General features: G+C 70.1%; 14 protein-coding genes. 6 read left to right on the forward strand and 8 right to left on the reverse strand.

Annotated features, from left to right (window positions below):
- Positions 1–25: 25 nt before the first annotated feature.
- The 6 genes from NQ165_RS11475 to NQ165_RS11500 all read left to right on the forward strand — a co-directional run bounded on the left by NQ165_RS11475 (position 26) and on the right by NQ165_RS11500 (position 5,944).
- Positions 26–466, forward strand: a complete 441-nt coding sequence (locus NQ165_RS11475; protein ID WP_257526495.1) for a PTS sugar transporter subunit IIA — start codon at positions 26–28, stop codon at positions 464–466.
- On the forward strand, positions 463–1,614 hold the full coding sequence (locus NQ165_RS11480) for a mannitol-1-phosphate 5-dehydrogenase (protein WP_257526494.1): 1,152 nt from the start codon (positions 463–465) through the stop codon (positions 1,612–1,614). Before NQ165_RS11475 ends, NQ165_RS11480 begins: the two co-directional genes overlap by 4 nt.
- A 20-nt stretch (positions 1,615–1,634) precedes the next feature.
- Positions 1,635–2,432 (forward strand): alpha/beta hydrolase, encoded by a 798-nt coding sequence (locus tag NQ165_RS11485; protein ID WP_257526493.1) that lies wholly within the window; start codon positions 1,635–1,637, stop codon positions 2,430–2,432.
- A gap of 67 nt (positions 2,433–2,499) precedes the next feature.
- Entirely contained in the window at positions 2,500–3,906 is a 1,407-nt protein-coding gene (locus NQ165_RS11490) for an NAD(P)/FAD-dependent oxidoreductase (RefSeq protein WP_257533521.1), read from the forward strand.
- Positions 3,903–4,919: a bile acid:sodium symporter family protein gene (locus NQ165_RS11495; RefSeq protein WP_257526491.1), complete on the forward strand. Its 1,017-nt coding sequence runs from the start codon at positions 3,903–3,905 to the stop codon at positions 4,917–4,919. The genes NQ165_RS11490 and NQ165_RS11495 overlap by 4 nt, the downstream gene beginning before the upstream one ends.
- Complete coding sequence (locus tag NQ165_RS11500) at positions 4,916–5,944, forward strand: NAD-dependent epimerase/dehydratase family protein (protein WP_257526490.1); 1,029 nt, start codon at positions 4,916–4,918, stop codon at positions 5,942–5,944. The genes NQ165_RS11495 and NQ165_RS11500 overlap by 4 nt, the downstream gene beginning before the upstream one ends.
- A 5-nt stretch (positions 5,945–5,949) precedes the next feature.
- On the opposite strand, the gene NQ165_RS11505 is transcribed toward NQ165_RS11500, so the two are convergent.
- The 8 genes from NQ165_RS11505 to NQ165_RS11540 all read right to left on the reverse strand — a co-directional run bounded on the left by NQ165_RS11505 (position 5,950) and on the right by NQ165_RS11540 (position 15,380).
- Positions 5,950–7,065, reverse strand: coding sequence for an adenosine deaminase (locus NQ165_RS11505; RefSeq protein WP_257526489.1), 1,116 nt, complete (start codon positions 7,063–7,065; stop codon positions 5,950–5,952).
- 26 nt (positions 7,066–7,091) lie between these two features.
- Complete coding sequence (locus NQ165_RS11510) at positions 7,092–8,384, reverse strand: thymidine phosphorylase (protein WP_257526488.1); 1,293 nt, start codon at positions 8,382–8,384, stop codon at positions 7,092–7,094.
- Positions 8,381–8,782 (reverse strand): cytidine deaminase, encoded by a 402-nt coding sequence (locus NQ165_RS11515; protein WP_257526487.1) that lies wholly within the window; start codon positions 8,780–8,782, stop codon positions 8,381–8,383. Before NQ165_RS11515 ends, NQ165_RS11510 begins: the two co-directional genes overlap by 4 nt.
- A 7-nt stretch (positions 8,783–8,789) precedes the next feature.
- Positions 8,790–10,076: an ABC transporter permease gene (locus NQ165_RS11520; RefSeq protein WP_257526486.1), complete on the reverse strand. Its 1,287-nt coding sequence runs from the start codon at positions 10,074–10,076 to the stop codon at positions 8,790–8,792.
- Positions 10,073–11,389: an ABC transporter permease gene (locus NQ165_RS11525; protein WP_257533523.1), complete on the reverse strand. Its 1,317-nt coding sequence runs from the start codon at positions 11,387–11,389 to the stop codon at positions 10,073–10,075. The genes NQ165_RS11520 and NQ165_RS11525 overlap by 4 nt, the downstream gene beginning before the upstream one ends.
- A complete protein-coding gene (locus NQ165_RS11530; RefSeq protein WP_257526484.1) occupies positions 11,386–12,900 on the reverse strand; it encodes an ABC transporter ATP-binding protein in 1,515 nt (504 codons plus the stop codon). Before NQ165_RS11530 ends, NQ165_RS11525 begins: the two co-directional genes overlap by 4 nt.
- A 114-nt stretch (positions 12,901–13,014) precedes the next feature.
- A complete protein-coding gene (locus NQ165_RS11535) occupies positions 13,015–14,130 on the reverse strand; it encodes a BMP family protein (RefSeq protein WP_257526483.1) in 1,116 nt (371 codons plus the stop codon).
- A gap of 137 nt (positions 14,131–14,267) precedes the next feature.
- A complete protein-coding gene (locus tag NQ165_RS11540; protein ID WP_257526482.1) occupies positions 14,268–15,380 on the reverse strand; it encodes a mannose-1-phosphate guanylyltransferase in 1,113 nt (370 codons plus the stop codon).
- Between the last annotated feature and the right edge of the window lie 137 nt (positions 15,381–15,517).

The raw sequence follows: 15,517 nt of genomic DNA on the forward strand, positions 1-15,517 counted from the left end.
ATCCGACCGATGAAAGGGGTAAGACATGGCACGGGACGTGCTGAACGTCGGACAGGTCCGCATCCACTCCGGCTCGGTGAGCCGCGAAGACGCGATGAAGGAGGCCGCCGACATCCTGGAGGCCGCCGGGGCCGTCACCCACGCTTACTTCGATGCGATGCAGCAGCGGGAGGAGACGGTCTCCACCTACATGGGCAACGAGCTCGCGATCCCGCACGGCACCAACGAGACGAAGGAGACGATCCTCGACTCGGCGCTGTCCTTCGTCCGCTATGACGGGGGCGTGGACTGGGACGGCAACCCGGTCACGTTCGTCGTGGGCATCGCGGGGAAGGGCGACGAGCACCTCGAGATCCTCTCGCAGATCGCGCTGCTGTTCTCCGACGATGACGAGGTCGCCAAGCTGAAGCAGGCCCAGTCGCCCGAGGAGCTCTACACCCTGCTGTCGGCGGTGAACGAATCATGAAGGCCGTCCACTTCGGCGCCGGCAACATCGGTCGCGGCTTCGTCGGCCTGCTGCTGCACGAGGGCGGCTACGAGCTGGTCTTCTCCGACGTCGCCGGCGACCTCGTCGACGCCATCAACGCCGCCGACTCCTACACGGTTCACGAGGTCGGCGAGGGCGGGGTCGACAAGGTGGTCACGGGCTTCCGTGCCGTCAACAGCCAGACCGACCCCCAGAAGGTGGTCGACGAGATCGCCACCGCCGACATCGTGACGACCGCGGTCGGTCCCACCGTGCTGCGCTTCGTCGCGCCCCACATCGTGGCCGGCCTCGGCACGCGCGACCCGGCTCTCCCGCCGCTGATCGTCATGGCGTGCGAGAACGCCATCAACGCCACCGATCTCCTGCGCGAGGAGATGCGCGCGCAGGCAGGCGACGCGTGGGATGCCATCGCCGGTCGCGCCGTCTTCGCCAACACGGCCGTCGACCGCATCGTGCCGGGCCAGCCGGCCGGCGGCGGGGTGGACGTGACGGTCGAGCCGTTCTTCGAGTGGGCCATCGAGGCGCCGCCCTTCCAGGGCGACCTGCCTTCGATCCCCGGCGCTCACTTCGTCGGCGACCTCGCCCCCTACATCGAGCGCAAGCTGTTCACCGTCAACACCGGGCACGCGGCGACGGCGTACTTCGGTGCGCGTGCGGGCGTGGACACGATCGCCGCAGCGCTGTCGGATTCGGTCATCATCGCGGCCGTCGCGCGGGCGCTGGAGGAGACCTCCGCACTGCTGGCGGCCAAGCACGGGCTGGATGCCGACGACCTCACGGACTACCGCGAGACCATCCTGCGGCGGTTCGCCAACCCCGCCCTGCCCGACACCGTCTGGCGGGTCGGGCGACAGCCGCTGCGCAAGCTCTCGCGCCACGAGCGGTTCATCGGCCCTGCTGCCGAGGCGGCGGAGCGCGGTCTATCGGTCGACGCCCTGCTGGCTGCCGTGGGCGCCGCACTGGAGTTCGACGACGCGGAGGACCCGCAGTCCGTCGACCTGCAGCGGCTGCTGCGCGAGCAGGATGCCGCGACCTTCACGGCATCCGTCACCGGGCTCGAGCCGGACCACCCGCTGTTCTTCCGCGTTCAGCAACTGGTGCAGGCACGGCAGAGGGCCCTCTCCTGACCGATCCTGCCGGCGCGACGGTGCCGGACGACGAGGCTGTGGAGCCCGTCGCCGGCACCGCCGCCACGCCGCGGCGCCCACGTCGGCGCCGGGTGCTCAACTGGGTCCTCGGCTCGATCGGCGCTCTGCTGGTCGTGGTGGTGATCGGCGTCGTGGTGTGGAGCCAGATCGGCGTGATGGCCGCAGAACCGGAGCCGCTGGCGTCCGTCCGCGCCGACGAGCGGGTGCGCATCGCGGACGGGCCGGGCGCGATCGTCCTCTCCCCCACTTCAGTGGAATCGGACACGGGTCTGGTGTTCATCCCGGGTGCCAAGGTGGATCCGTGGGCGTACGCGGCGATCCTGGCGGGCATGGTGGCCAAGGACGAAGTGACGGTCGTCATCACGAAGCCCTGGCTGAACCTGGCCTTCTTCGATCCGCGGCCGCTGGATTCCTTCACCGGCCTCGCCCCCGACGTGGACACCTGGATCGTCGGCGGCCACTCGCTGGGCGGGGTGCGCGCGTGTCAGCTCGCCGAGGACGCCGATGCGCTCGCGCTGTTCGCGTCGTACTGCTCCGGCGACCTGTCCGACACCGATCTGCCGGTGCTGAGCCTGGCCGGCACGGACGACGGCCTGTCCACCCCGCAGAAGATCGCCGACGCCCGGCACCTGCTCCCCGCCGACGCGGAGATGGTCGAGATCGAGGGCGCCTCGCACGCCTCGTTCGGCGACTACGGCGCCCAGGCCGGCGACGGCGACCCCACGATCACCCGCGATGAGATGCATGAGGCGGTCACCGGTGGCCTCGGCTCCTTCGCCGATTCGCTGACGCGCTGAACCGGTCGGTCCGCCGTCTCAGTGAACAGCCGCTAACATCGACCCAGACGACGACGTCTGGGGGATCATGCGTGCGAACTATGCCGTCATCGGCGCGGGCCCATCAGGTTTGGCCGCCGCGCGGGCGCTGACGAAGGCCGGGCTGCAGGTGGTGGGGTACGAGGCCGCCGACGGCGTGGGTGGCCTCTGGGACATCGACAATCCCCGATCGAGCATGTACGAATCCGCCCACCTGATCTCGTCGCGCACGACCACCCAGTTCGCCGAGTACCCGATGCGCACCCGCGTCGACTACCCCGGGCACCGCGCGCTGCTGCAGTACTTCCGCGACTACGCCGACCGGTTCGATCTCACGGGGCGCTTCCGCTTCGCCACCACCGTGACCGCGGTCACGCGCGAGCCCGACGGCACCTGGACGGTGGAAGCCACCGGGCCGGAGGGCGCCACCAGCGAGCGCCACACCGGCGTGATCCTCGCCAACGGCACCCTCGCCCATCCCCGCGTGCCGGAGTTCCCCGGCACGTTCAGCGGCGAGCTGCTCCACACCAGCCGGTACAAGAGCGCCACCGCCCTCGCCGGCCGACGGGTGCTCATCATCGGCGCCGGCAACTCCGGCTGCGACATCGCCGTGGATGCCGTGCACCATACGGCATCCGTCGACATGAGCGTGCGCCGCGGCTACCACTTCGTGCCGCGCTACCTCTTCGGCCGGCCGGCCGACACCCTCAACCAGGGCCGCCCGCTGCCGGCGCGGCTGAAGCAGGCGATCGACACCCGCGTGCTGCGTGCCTTCACGGGCGATCCCACGCGCTTCGGCTTCCCCCGCCCCGACCACCGCCTGTACGAGTCGCACCCCATCGTGAACACGATGCTGCTGAACCACCTCGGTCAGGGCGACCTGCGCATCCGTCCCGACGTCGCAGGGTGGGAGGGCTCGACGGTGCACTTCCGTGACGGCACCCGGGGCGAGTACGACACCGTGCTGCTGGCGACGGGCTACACGCTGGACTATCCCTTCGTCGATCGCGCCGAGCTGAACTGGACGGGCTGGTCGCCGCAGCTGTACCTGAACGTCTTTCCGCCGGCGTTCCGCGGCCTGTTCGTGATGGGCATGATCGAGGCCTCGGGCATCGGATGGCAGGGCCGCTATGAGCAGGCCGAGCTCATCGCCGCCTACCTCACCGCGCCGGAGGCGGTGCAGCGGGACTTCCGCCGCCGGGTGGCGGCCGGCCCGTGGCCCGATCTCACCGGCGGCTACCGGTATCTGGGGCTGGAGCGCATGTCCTACTACGTCAACAAAGACGCCTACCGCCGCGCCGTGCAGGCGGCGACGGCCGGGCTCGGCGGCACGGACGCGGGCGCGGGCGACGGGGAGGCAGGTGCGGGATCGCGCCGGGTGACGCACCGCGTGCGCAGATCGGCGGCACGCGCTGCGCGGGGCGTCCGGGCCGCGTGGGGAAGGAGCAGGGCATGACTCCCGACGACGTGGTGCTGAACTTCACCCCGGGCACCCTCATGATCCTCAACGTCGTGCTGGGGCTCATCATGCTCGGGATCGCGCTGGACACCAGCCCCGACGACTTCCGGGTCGTCGCCCGCAAGCCGCGCCCGTTCGCCGTAGCGATCCTCGCGCAGCTGCTCGTGCTCCCCGCGGTCACCCTGGGCCTCACGCTGCTGCTGCCGGTCACCGCGTCGATGGCGCTCGGCATGATCCTCGTCGCCTGCTGTCCACCGGGGAACATCTCGCAGGTGCTGACCCACCGCGCCGGAGGCAACGTCGCGCTCTCGGTGTCGATGACGGCGGTGGGCAACCTGCTCTACATCGTCGCCCTGCCCTTCAGCATCGCCTTCTGGGGATCGCTGCGGCCCGACACCCGTGCCCTGCTCGCGACGGTCTCGCTCAACGGCTGGCAGATGCTTCTGGAGATCCTGCTCATCATCGGCCTGCCGTTCCTGGTGGGCCTGGCGGTGCGGGCGAAGCTGCCGCGGGTCGCCGCGCGGGCGCAGCCGTTCGTGAAATGGTTCTCGCTCCTGGCCCTGCTCGGCTTCATCCTGGCCGCCCTCATCGGCAACTGGGGCTACTTCGTGGCGTTCCTGGGCGTCATCGTCCTCGTCGTCACGATCCACGACGCCGTCGCGCTGGCCATCGGCTACGGCACCGCGGTGGTCGGGGGTCTCGGCACGCGCGAGCGCAAGGCGGTGACATTCGAAGTCGGCATCCGAAACGCCGGACTCGGGCTGGGGCTGGTGTTCAGCTTCTTCGGCGGCCTGGGCGGCATGGCGATCGTCGCCGGCTGGTGGGGCATCTGGGACATCGTGGCCGGGCTCGTCGTCGCCGGGCTGTGGGCCCGGCACACGCGACGACGCACCGGGTCGGCGAAGGGCGACGCCTCGCGGCACGCGGCGGCATCCGACGTCGGCGGCCGCCCGGCCACCGGCGCGGCGCCCGGCAGCGGGACGGACGCGGCGGCGGGAGGTGCGGCATGACCGGCCAGGACCCGGCCCGAAGCACGGCGGATGCCGGCGCTCGCCGGGGCGCCCGCGTGCTCGTGACCGGCGGCGCGGGGTTCCTCGGCACCCATGTGATCGCCGCCCTGGCAGAGGTGCCGGGCGTGGACCTCGTGGTCGCGGGCGACGTGCGCTCCCCCGTCGACCCGCCGGCCGGAGTCCTCCACGAGCACCTCGACGTGACCCGGCGCGACACGGTCGACCCGGTGCTGCGGCGCCATCGGATCGACGTCGTCGTCCACCTCGCCGCGATCGTGAGCCCCGGGCGCGATCACGACCAGGAGTACCGCGTGGACGTCGATGGGACGTGCCACGTGCTGGAGGCGTGTCTGGAGACCAACGTGCGGCGCATCGTCGTGTCCTCGTCCGGCGCGGCATACGGCTACCACGCCGACAACCCGCCCTGGCTGCGCGAGCACCACCCGGTGCGCGGCAACGAGGAGTTCCCGTACGCCAAGCACAAGCGCCTCGTCGAGCAGCTCCTCGCCGCGTACCGCATGGCCCACCCCGAACTGGAGCAGACGGTGTTCCGCATCGGGACGATCCTCGGCCCCAGCGTGCGCAACCAGATCACCGCACTGTGGGACGGTCCGGGCATCCTCGCCGTGCGGGGATCGGACTCCCCCTTCGTCTTCGCGTGGGTCGACGACGTCGCCGCCGCGATGGCGCGGGCGGCCACCGACGGGCCGCCGGGGGTCTACAACGTCGCCGGCGACGGGTGCCTCACCGTCCGCGAGATCGCCTCCCGGCTGGGCAAGCCGGTGGTGACGGTGCCGCCCGGCCTGCTCGCGGCGGCGCTCCGCCTCGCACAGGCGCTGCGCCTGACGGTGCACGGCCCCGAACAGGTCGGCTTCCTCCGCCATCGTCCGGTGCTCGCGAACGACGCGCTCAAGCAGGATTTCGGGTTCACCCCGTCGCGCACCAGCGCCGAGGCGTTCGAGGAGTACCTCACCGCCCATCCCCGCGTGGCGCGCCGGCGGCGGGCCGCGGCGATCGACCGCTGACGCGGTCAGCCGGCGAAGCCCTCCGCGATGATCTCGATGAGCTCCTCGCGCTCTTCCACACTGAGGAAGGCGCCCGCGGCCGCGTTCAGCTGGAACGCCTCGAGGTCGTCGAGGTCGTACTCGAAGGTCTCGGCCAGCAGGGCGAGCTCTCGCGTGAGCGACGTGCGGCTCTGCGTGCGGTTGTCGACGTTCACGGTGACCGAGAAGCCGAGCTGGTACAGCAGATCGAACGGGTGGTCCGCGAGATCGGTGCCCCATTTCGACGAGGCGCCGGTCTGCAGGTTCGACGAGGGAGAGAGCTCCAACGGGATCTCCCGGTCGCGCACCCAGCGGGAGAGGTCGCCGAGCTGCACGAACACCTCCTCGCCTTCGCGCGAGACGACTTCGAGGTCCTCCGCCAGGCGCACCCCGTGCCCGAGCCGCAGCGCGCGACCGTCGATGAGGGCGGAGCGGATCGAGTCCAGCCCGGCCGCCTCCCCCGCGTGCACGGTCACGGGGAAGAAGTGCGCCGCGAGGTAGTCGAACGCGGCACGGTGCATTGCCGGCGGGAACCCGTCCTCGGCCCCGGCGATGTCGAAGCCCACGGCTCCGCGCGTGCGCATCGCCACCGCCAGCTCGGCGATCTCCATCGAACGGTCGGTGTGGCGCATCGCGGTGAGCAGCTGGCCCACGCGGATGTCGCGGCCACCCGACTCGACGGCATCCTCGCCCTCTTCGATGCCCTCCTGCACCGCTTCCACGGCCTCTTCGAGCGTGAGCCCGGCCTGGAGGTGCTGCTCGGGCGCCCAGCGCACCTCGCCGTAGACCACGCCGTCGGCGGCGAGGTCCTCGACGAACTCCCGAGCGACGCGAGTCAGCCCCTCGCGGGTCTGCATGACCGCCGTGGTGAGGTCGAAGGTCTTCAGGTACTCCACGAGAGAGCCGGAGTCACTGCGCTCCTCGAACCAATCCGCCAGCTCGCCGGGGTCGCTCTCCGGCACCTCCAGCCCGATCTCGTCGGCCAGTTCGATGATCGTCGCCGGGCGCACCGCGCCGTCGAGGTGGTCGTGCAGTGACACCTTGGGCAGTGCGCGCAGAGAGCGTCCCTGCAGCTGGACGTCGCCGTGCTGGTCGATGGCCATGGAGATTCCTTCGTTCGGATGCCGGGTCAGGCGGTGATGCGTTCGAGCACGAGCGGAGTGCGCGCCACTGCAGTGTCGCCGATCTCCCACGCGTCGTCGAGGGCGTCCAGCGCCCGGTCGAAGCGCTGGGCGTCATCCGCGAGCAGCGTGAAGAGCGGCTGCCCCGGGCGGACGGCGTCTCCGGGCTTCACGTGCAGGTCGATGCCGGCGGCGTGCACGACGGGGTCCTGGGCACGGGCGCGCCCGGCCCCCAGCCGCCAGGCGGCGATGCCGAAGGGCAGCGCGTCGAGCCGGGCGACGAAGCCCGACGAGGTCGCCGTGACGGTGTGGGTCTCGCGCGCGACCGGCAGGGCTGCGTCCGGGTCGCCGTCCTGGGCGCGGATCATGGCGCGCCACGTGTCCATCGCGCGGCCATCGCGCAGCGCCGCCTCGACATCGGCATCGGGCTGACCGGCCAGGGCGAGCATCTCGCGGGCGAGGGCGACGGTGAGCTCCACGACGTCGGCGGGACCGCCGCCGGCGAGCACCTCGACGGACTCCCGCACTTCGTTGGCGTTGCCGATCGCGAGCCCGAGCGGGGTGTTCATATCGGTGAGGAGGGCGGTGGTCGCCACTCCCGAGTCGGTCCCGAGCGCGACCATGGTGCGGGCGAGCTCGCGAGCCTTGTCGACATCGCGCATGAACGCGCCGCCGCCGAACTTCACGTCGAGCACGAGCGCGTCGGTGCCCTCGGCGATCTTCTTGGACATGATGCTCGAGGCGATGAGCGGGATCGCCTCGACCGTGCCGGTGACGTCGCGCAGCGCGTAGAGCTTCTTGTCCGCCGGCGCCAGGCCCGACCCGGCGGCGCAGATGACCGCGCCGATGTCACGCAGCTGCGCGAACAGCTCGTCGTTGGTCAGTGCCGCCCGCCATCCGGGGATCGATTCGAGCTTGTCGAGCGTGCCGCCGGTGTGGCCGAGTCCGCGCCCCGAGAGCTGCGGCACGGCGACGCCGAACGAGGCCACGAGCGGAGCCAGCGGGAGGGTGATCTTGTCGCCGACGCCCCCGGTGGAGTGCTTGTCGACGGTCGGCTTGCCGAGGCCACCGAAGCTCATGCGCTCGCCCGAGGCGATCATGGCGTCGGTGAGCACGCGGATCTCGTCGCGCTGCATGCCGTTGAGCAGGATCGCCATCGCGAACGACGCCATCTGCGCGTCGGCGACGTAGCCGCGGGTGTAGGCGTCGACCATCCAGCGCAGCGCGTCCTCGGGGACGGCTCCCCCGTCGCGCTTGGCGCGGATGACGTCGACGGCGTCGAAAGGCTCGGGCGTGCTCATCGTGCTGCTTCCTCCAGGTCGCGCGGCCCGAACGCGTCGGGCAGCACTTCGTCGATCGTGCGGATGCCGGAGACGGTCTCCAGCAGCATGCCGGGCAGCGAGAACTCGTAGAGCAGCTGCCGGCAGCGTCCGCACGGCATGATCGTCTGGCCGTCGTTGTTCACGCAGACGAAGGCCACCAGCTGTCCGCCGCCGGACATCTGCAGGTCGCCCACCAGCGCGCACTCGGCGCACAGGCCCACCCCGTACGAGGCGTTCTCCACGTTGCACCCCGCCACCACGCGGCCGTCGGTGACGAGGGCCGCAGCACCCACCCGATACCGCGAGTAGGGGGCGTACGCCCGCTCCATGGCCTCCGTCGCGACGGCGCGGAGATGGTCCCAATCGATGTCGGTCATGTCAGTGTCATCCCTTGATGTATGGCTTGCCGGCTGCCGCGGGTCCGCGGATCTGGCCGGCGAACCCGGCCACGGCGATGATCGTGACGACGTAGGGCAGCATGAGCATGAACTCGCTCGGAATGGGCGTGCCCAGCACCGTCAGCAGGTTCTGAAGGTTGGTCGCGAAGCCGAACAGCAGCGCGGCCAGGGCGGCGCGGATGGGATCCCAGCGGCCGAAGATCACGGCGGCCAGGGCGATGAAGCCGAGACCCGCGGTCATCTCCTTGCCGAACTGCGGCACCGACACCAGGGTGAAGTACGCCCCGCCCACGCCGGCGATCGCACCGGCCAGCGACACGTTCCAGAAGCGGGACATGTTGACCTTGATGCCCACGGTGTCGGCGGCCTGCGGGTGCTCGCCGACGGCGCGCAGACGCAGTCCCCAGCGGGTGCGGTACAGGCCCCACGCCACGACGGCGACGGTGATGTACATGAGGTACACCAGGAACGTCTGGTTGAACAGCACCGGTCCGATGATCGGGATGTCGCTCAGCAGCGGGATCTCCAGCCGCGTGAAGCGCACCGGACGGTTGAGCGTGTTCTCGTTGGGCACCAGCAGCGCGCCGTAGAGGAAGCCGGTGAGTCCGGTGACGAGCACGTTCAGCACGACACCGACGATCACCTGGTCGACGAGGTACTTGATCGCGAACGCGGCCAGCACGAAGGCGACCAGCACGCCGCCGATCATCGCGCCGATCAGGCCGATGAAGGGGTTTCCGGTGATGCTGGACAGCAGCGCCGCCGAGAAGGCGCCCAGCAGCAGCTGGCCCTCGATGGCGACGTTGACCACGCCGACCCGTTCGCCGATGACCCCGCCCAGGGCGCCGAAGACCAGCGGCACCGACAGGGAGATCGCCCCGAACAGCAGACCGGTGACGGGCACCAGTCCGCCCGCGGCGGCCCACACCAGGAAGGCGAACACGCCGAGCACGGAGAAGACGATGATCAGCCACAGCGGCGGGCGACGGTACGACCAGGCATCCCACGCCGCCCAGGCCGTCAGCGCCAGCAGCAGCACGACCAGCAGCCAGCTGGTGGGTGCGGTGGGCAGCTCGACGTTGGGGAGCGCGATCGCCGAGGAGGCGTCGCCCAGGCGGAAAGTGCTGACACCATCGCGCGGGGCGAAGAAGAACAGTGCGGCCAGCAGCACCGTGACCAGCGCCAGGACCACGGGCACCTTCAGGTGCCGCTCCTTGACGGTGCCGAGCTGCAGGGCGCCGGGGTTGGGCGCCGTGGATGCGAGCGCGTTCATGCCGCCACCGCCTTCTTCGCGGCCTTGGCTCTGGCCTTGGCCGCCTTCTCGACGTCGGTCTTGGGAAGGAAGAACACCGCGCGCAGCAGCGGCGGCGCCGCGATGAACAGCACGATGAGCGCCTGCACGACCAGCACGATGTCGACGGGGATGCCCTGGGCCTGCATCGAGAACGAGCCGGACTTCAACGCGCCGAACAGGATGCCGGCGGCGAAGGTGCCCCAGGCCCGGCTGCGACCGAGGAGGGCCACGGTGATGGCGTCGAACCCGATGCCGGCGTCGATCGATCCGCTGAAGCCGGAGGTCACCGACCCCTGGATCTGGCTCATCGCGGCGAGGCCGGCCAGGCCGCCGGCGAAGAGCATGGCGTACACGTAGATGCGCTTGACGTTGATGCCGGCGGCGCGGGCGGCGTGCGGGTTCTCACCCACGGCACGCAGGCGCATGCCGAGGCTGGAGAACTCCACGATCCACCACACCGCGATCGTCGCGATGATCACCATGACGAAGCCCCAGTCCAGCAGCGGGAACGCCGCGCCGAACAGTTCGGGGAACTGGGCGGTTTCCGGCGTCGCCGAGGAGATGGGCTGGTTCGTTCCCGGCTTCTGCAGCAGTCCGGGGGTGCGGATCATCCACAGCAGCAGGTAGTAGGCGACGTAGTTGAGCATGATCGTGAGGATCACCTCGTGCGCGCCGGTGCGTGCCTTGAGCACACCCACGATGCCGCCCCACAGGGCACCGCCGATGATGCCCGCGAGCATCGTCAGCGGCATGTGCAGGAAGAACGGCAGGTCGAGGTTGAACGCGAACAGCCCGGCGAACATCACGCCGACGAGCATCTGGCCGCGGGCGCCGATGTTGAACAGGCCGACGCGGAACGCCAGCGCCACGCCCAGACCGGCCGCGATGAGCGGTGCGGCGAAGCCCAGCGAGCTGGTCAGCGGGCGGATCTGGGCGGCGAAGTCCGCACCGCGCGGGTTGAACACCGCGCCGCGGAAGAGCGCCTCGTATCCGCCGTAGACGGCTTGCCAGATCGCGCTGAAGGTGTCGCCGGGGCGGGAGAAGAAATACCCGGCCGCCTCCTGCACGTCCTCGTCGGTGAAGGCGATCAGGATGCCGCCGACGATCATGGCCAGCACGATCGCGAGGATCGTGGTGAACGCGCTGCCGCGCAGCAGATCCTTGAAGAAGACGTTGGTCCGCGGCGGCGGCGGGATCTGCGGCTCACCCGCGAGCGGGCTGTTCACCGGCGGGAGCTGCTCGGGCGGCAGCCCCTTGGTCACGTCGTCGGGACCGGGCGTCGTGCCGGTCATGCTGCCACCTCCGGGTCGCTGGCGCCGGCCATCATGAGGCCGAGGATGTCGCGCGGGGTGTCGCCGGGGACGACGCCGACGATCGCGCCGCGGTACATGACCGCGATGCGGTCAGCCAGCGCGGTGACCTCGTCCAGCTCGGTGGACACCACGATCACCGGAACGCCGCTGTCGCGGGTCTCGATGATGCGCTTGTGGATGAATTCGATGGAGCCGACGTCGACGCCGCGGGTCGGCTGAGCGGCGACCAGCAGCCGCAGCTCACGGCTGAGCTCGCGGGCGATGACGACCTTCTGCTGGTTGCCTCCGGAGAGGGTCGCGGCCAGGGTGTGCGGGCCCTGCGTGCGGATGTCGTACTCGGCGATGCGGTCGCGCGCGAACGCATCGAGAGTCGGGCGCATGATCGTCCCCGCGCGCACGAACTCCTTGTCCGACGAACGGTCCAGGATGAGGTTCTCGGCGACCGAGAACCCTCCGACCAAGCCGTCCTCGTTGCGGTCCTCGGGGACGAAGCCGACGCCGGCATCGAGGATGCCGCGCACGCTCTTTCCCACCAGCTCCGTGCCGTCGAGGCTGATGGAGCCCTCCACACGGGCGGCGAGACCGACGATCGCGTCGACCAGTTCGGTCTGACCGTTGCCCTGCACGCCCGCGATGGCGAGCACCTCGCCGGGGCGCACGTCGAAGCTGACGTTGTCCACGACGATGCCGCCGCTGAGGGTGAGCACGCGGAGGTCGCGCACCTCGAGTCCGCCGGAGCCCACGTGCGGCGGCTGCTTCTGCACGGTCAGCTCGACCGCGCGGCCGACCATGAGGGAGGCCAGCTCGGTGTTCGACGCCGTCGGCGATGCCTCGCCGACCACCGCGCCGTGGCGGATGACGGTGATGCGATCAGCGACCTCGCGCACCTCGCGCAGCTTGTGCGTGATGAACACGATCGAGGTGCCCTCACTGCGCAGCTGGCGCATGATCGTCATCAGCTCGTCGGTCTCCTGCGGGGTGAGCACCGCGGTGGGCTCGTCGAAGACGAGCACCTTCGCGTCACGGGAGAGCGCCTTGATGATCTCGACGCGCTGCTGCACACCCACCGGCAGGTCGCCGACGGTGGCATCCGGGTCGATCTCGAACCCGAACCGGTCGGCCACGGCGCGCACGTGCGCGCGGGCGGCGGCGAGGTCGAGCCTGCCCAAGCCCTTCGTGGACTCGTGGCCCAGCATGACGTTCTCGGCGACGGTGAACACCGGGATCAGCATGAAGTGCTGGTGCACCATGCCGATGCCCGCCGCCATCGCGTCACCCGGCCCGCGGAAGTGCTGCGGCACCCCGTCGAGCAGGATCTCGCCCTCGTCAGCCTGATACAGGCCGTAGAGGACGTTCATCAGCGTGGACTTGCCGGCACCGTTCTCGCCGAGGAGCGCATGGATCTCACCCGGATTCACGGTGAGATCGATCCTGTCGTTGGCGACGAGGCTGCCGAATCGTTTGGTGATTCCGCGAAGCTCGAGCTTCATAACTGCACCCTATTCCAGGAGCCGCCTCGCGGGGAAAACGGCTCTCCCTGTCCATGGACATGCTCGGGGCGGGCAGCGACGAGCGCTGCCCGCCCCGAGCGAGACTTCAGAAGGTCACGGAGAGTTCGGGGACTCCACCGTGATGTCACCGGCGATGATCTGCTCCTGCAGCGCCGCCAGCTCGTCGGCGAGGCCCTCGGGCAGCTCGCTCTCGAAGTCGTGGAATCCGGAGAGCTTGACGCCCTCGTTCTCCAGCGTGCCGACGTACGGCTCGACGTCGAAGTCGCCGCCGGCGGCCTCGAGCGTTGCGTCGTACACGGCCACGTCGATGGCCTTCATGATCGACACGAGGGTCACGTCGGTGACGCTCTCATCGGCCACGGCGAGGTCCTTGTCCACGCCCAGCATGACGACATCCAGGCCACCGTCGGCGATGGCCGCCGCGGCGCTCTGGTAGATCGGTCCACCGACGGGGAGGATGACGTCCACACCCTGGTCGAGCACGCCCTGCGCGGTCTGCTTGGCGGTGTCGTTGGCCGCGAAGCCGCCGGTGAAGGCGCCCTCCTGTGCGGCGGTGTCCCAGCCGAAGACCTGCACGGAGCCGGACTTGTCCTCGTTGTACTTGTCGACGCCCTGCTCGAAGCCGTCCATGAACACGGCGACCGACGGGATCTGCATGCCGCCGAAGGTGCCGACCTTGTTCACGTCGTTCTGAGCCGACCAGGCGGCCGCGGCGTAGCCGCCGAGGTACGACGCCTGCGCGGTGTCGAAGACGAGGGGCTTGATGTTCGGGGCGTCGGTGGCGCCGTCGAAGTCGTTGTCGGCCCAGTCGTCGATGATCGCGTAGTCGATCTCGGGGTTGGCCAGCGCCGACTCGACCGTGGCGGCCGAGAGGTTGAAGCCGACCGAGACGATGAACGAGCAGCCCTCGGAGACGAGCGTCTCGAGGTTCGGCGCGTAGTCGTTGGGCGAGGTCGACTCCATCTCGATGCCCTCGATGCCGAGCTCCTCGAGAGCACGGTCCATGCCCTCCTTGGCCGACTGGTTGAACGAACGATCGTTCCAGCCGCCCTCGTCGGAGATCAGGCAGGGCTTGAAGTCGTCTGCCGGCTCGGGTGCGGCATTGCCGCCGGTGTTCTCCTCGGGCGCGGTTCCGCAGCCGGCGAGGGCGACGAGCAGCGCAGCGGCGCCGGTTGCGCCGAGGACCTTCTTGGTGGTCGAGATGGTCAATGCAGCCTCCACATTGATGGCCGCCGCGGATTTCGCGACGCCAGTTGAAAGTTACCTACTGTGACGCGATGCCCTTGACCACATCGCCCCTTCATGGCCAATGGTTACAAAGACGCAATCATCGCGTCATAGAGAGCTCACAACACGTCCCCGCGGCCGGTGAGTTTGAGGGCATCGACAACGCCCTTCACGCGCTGGGCGTGCTCACTGGTGGTGACCAGCAGCGCGTCCTCGGTGTCGACGACCACGATGTCCTGCACGCCGATCAGGCTGATGACACGAGAGGTCTGACTCACCACGATCCCGCTGGCCGCATCCGAGAGGATGCGGGCGTTCTTCCCCAGGATCGCCAGCTCGTTGCGTCCGTGGGAGTTGAGCTTGGCCAGGCTGGCGAAGTCCCCCACGTCGTCCCAGTCGAAGTGACCGGGGATCACGGCCAGGCGACCCTTCTCGGCCGCCGGCTCGGCCACGACGTAGTCGATGGCGATCTTGGGAAGTGTCGGCCACACCCGGTCGACGACGGGACCGCGACGCTCCCGGTCGTCCCACGCCTCCGCGAGCTCCAGCAGTCCGGCGTGCAGCTCCGGCGCATTCTCGGCGAGCTCGGCCAGGAGCACATCCGCCCGGGAGATGAACATGCCCGCGTTCCACAGGTAGGAGCGGTCGCCGAAGTACTCCTTCGCGGTCTCGAGATCGGGCTTCTCCACGAAGCGCTCGACGATCGCGGCCTCCGGGGCGCCGTCGACGATCAGCTCGCCGTCCTTCTTGATGTAGCCGAACCCCACCGAGGGTTCTGAGGGCTGGATGCCGATCGTGCAGATGTACCCGTCCCGTGCCACGGCGACGGCCTGCTGCACCGCGAACTCGAACGTGCGCGTGCCGCGGATGACGTGATCGGCGGCGAACGAGCCGATGATGACGTCGGGCTCCCTCCGCACCAGCACGGCCGCGGCCAACCCGATCGCCGCGGCGGACTCCCGCTGCTCGGATTCGAGGAACACGTTGCGATCGGGGATCCCGGGCAGCTGCTCCTCGACGGCGGCGCGGTGCGCGCGCCCGGTGACCACGGCGATGCGGTCGGCACCGGACAGCGACTCCAGCCGGTCCCAGGTGTCGCGCAGCAGCGTCTGGCCGGAGCCGGTGAGGTCGTGCAGGAACTTGGGCGCGTCGGCGCGCGACAGCGGCCACAGCCGGCTGCCGATGCCCCCCGCGGGGATGACGGCGTAGAAGTCCGGGATGGTGTGGGACATACCCCCAGGCTATCGACACCACACATCCGGACCCCTTATCGGCCGACCCTGCCGCCGGACGCCCCGGCCCGCGCCGTCGCCCAGCACTCGATCCGCGGGAATAGGATGGAGGCGCGTCCCTTGTGGCGCACCGCGGA

This window comes from Microbacterium sp. zg.Y1084, from assembly GCF_024623595.1.
Taxonomy (GTDB): domain Bacteria; phylum Actinomycetota; class Actinomycetes; order Actinomycetales; family Microbacteriaceae; genus Microbacterium; species Microbacterium wangruii.

Coding starts and splice junctions, on each gene's coding strand:
- NQ165_RS11475 (WP_257526495.1), top strand. CDS start 26: ATGGCACGGGACGTGCTGAACGTCGGACAGGTCCGCATCCACTCCGGC.
- NQ165_RS11480 (WP_257526494.1), top strand. CDS start 463: ATGAAGGCCGTCCACTTCGGCGCCGGCAACATCGGTCGCGGCTTCGTC.
- NQ165_RS11490 (WP_257533521.1), top strand. CDS start 2,500: ATGCGTGCGAACTATGCCGTCATCGGCGCGGGCCCATCAGGTTTGGCC.
- NQ165_RS11495 (WP_257526491.1), top strand. CDS start 3,903: ATGACTCCCGACGACGTGGTGCTGAACTTCACCCCGGGCACCCTCATG.
- NQ165_RS11500 (WP_257526490.1), top strand. CDS start 4,916: ATGACCGGCCAGGACCCGGCCCGAAGCACGGCGGATGCCGGCGCTCGC.
- NQ165_RS11505 (WP_257526489.1), bottom strand. CDS start 7,065: ATGGCCATCGACCAGCACGGCGACGTCCAGCTGCAGGGACGCTCTCTG.
- NQ165_RS11510 (WP_257526488.1), bottom strand. CDS start 8,384: ATGAGCACGCCCGAGCCTTTCGACGCCGTCGACGTCATCCGCGCCAAG.
- NQ165_RS11515 (WP_257526487.1), bottom strand. CDS start 8,782: ATGACCGACATCGATTGGGACCATCTCCGCGCCGTCGCGACGGAGGCC.
- NQ165_RS11520 (WP_257526486.1), bottom strand. CDS start 10,076: ATGAACGCGCTCGCATCCACGGCGCCCAACCCCGGCGCCCTGCAGCTC.
- NQ165_RS11525 (WP_257533523.1), bottom strand. CDS start 11,389: ATGACCGGCACGACGCCCGGTCCCGACGACGTGACCAAGGGGCTGCCG.
- NQ165_RS11530 (WP_257526484.1), bottom strand. CDS start 12,900: ATGAAGCTCGAGCTTCGCGGAATCACCAAACGATTCGGCAGCCTCGTC.
- NQ165_RS11540 (WP_257526482.1), bottom strand. CDS start 15,380: ATGTCCCACACCATCCCGGACTTCTACGCCGTCATCCCCGCGGGGGGC.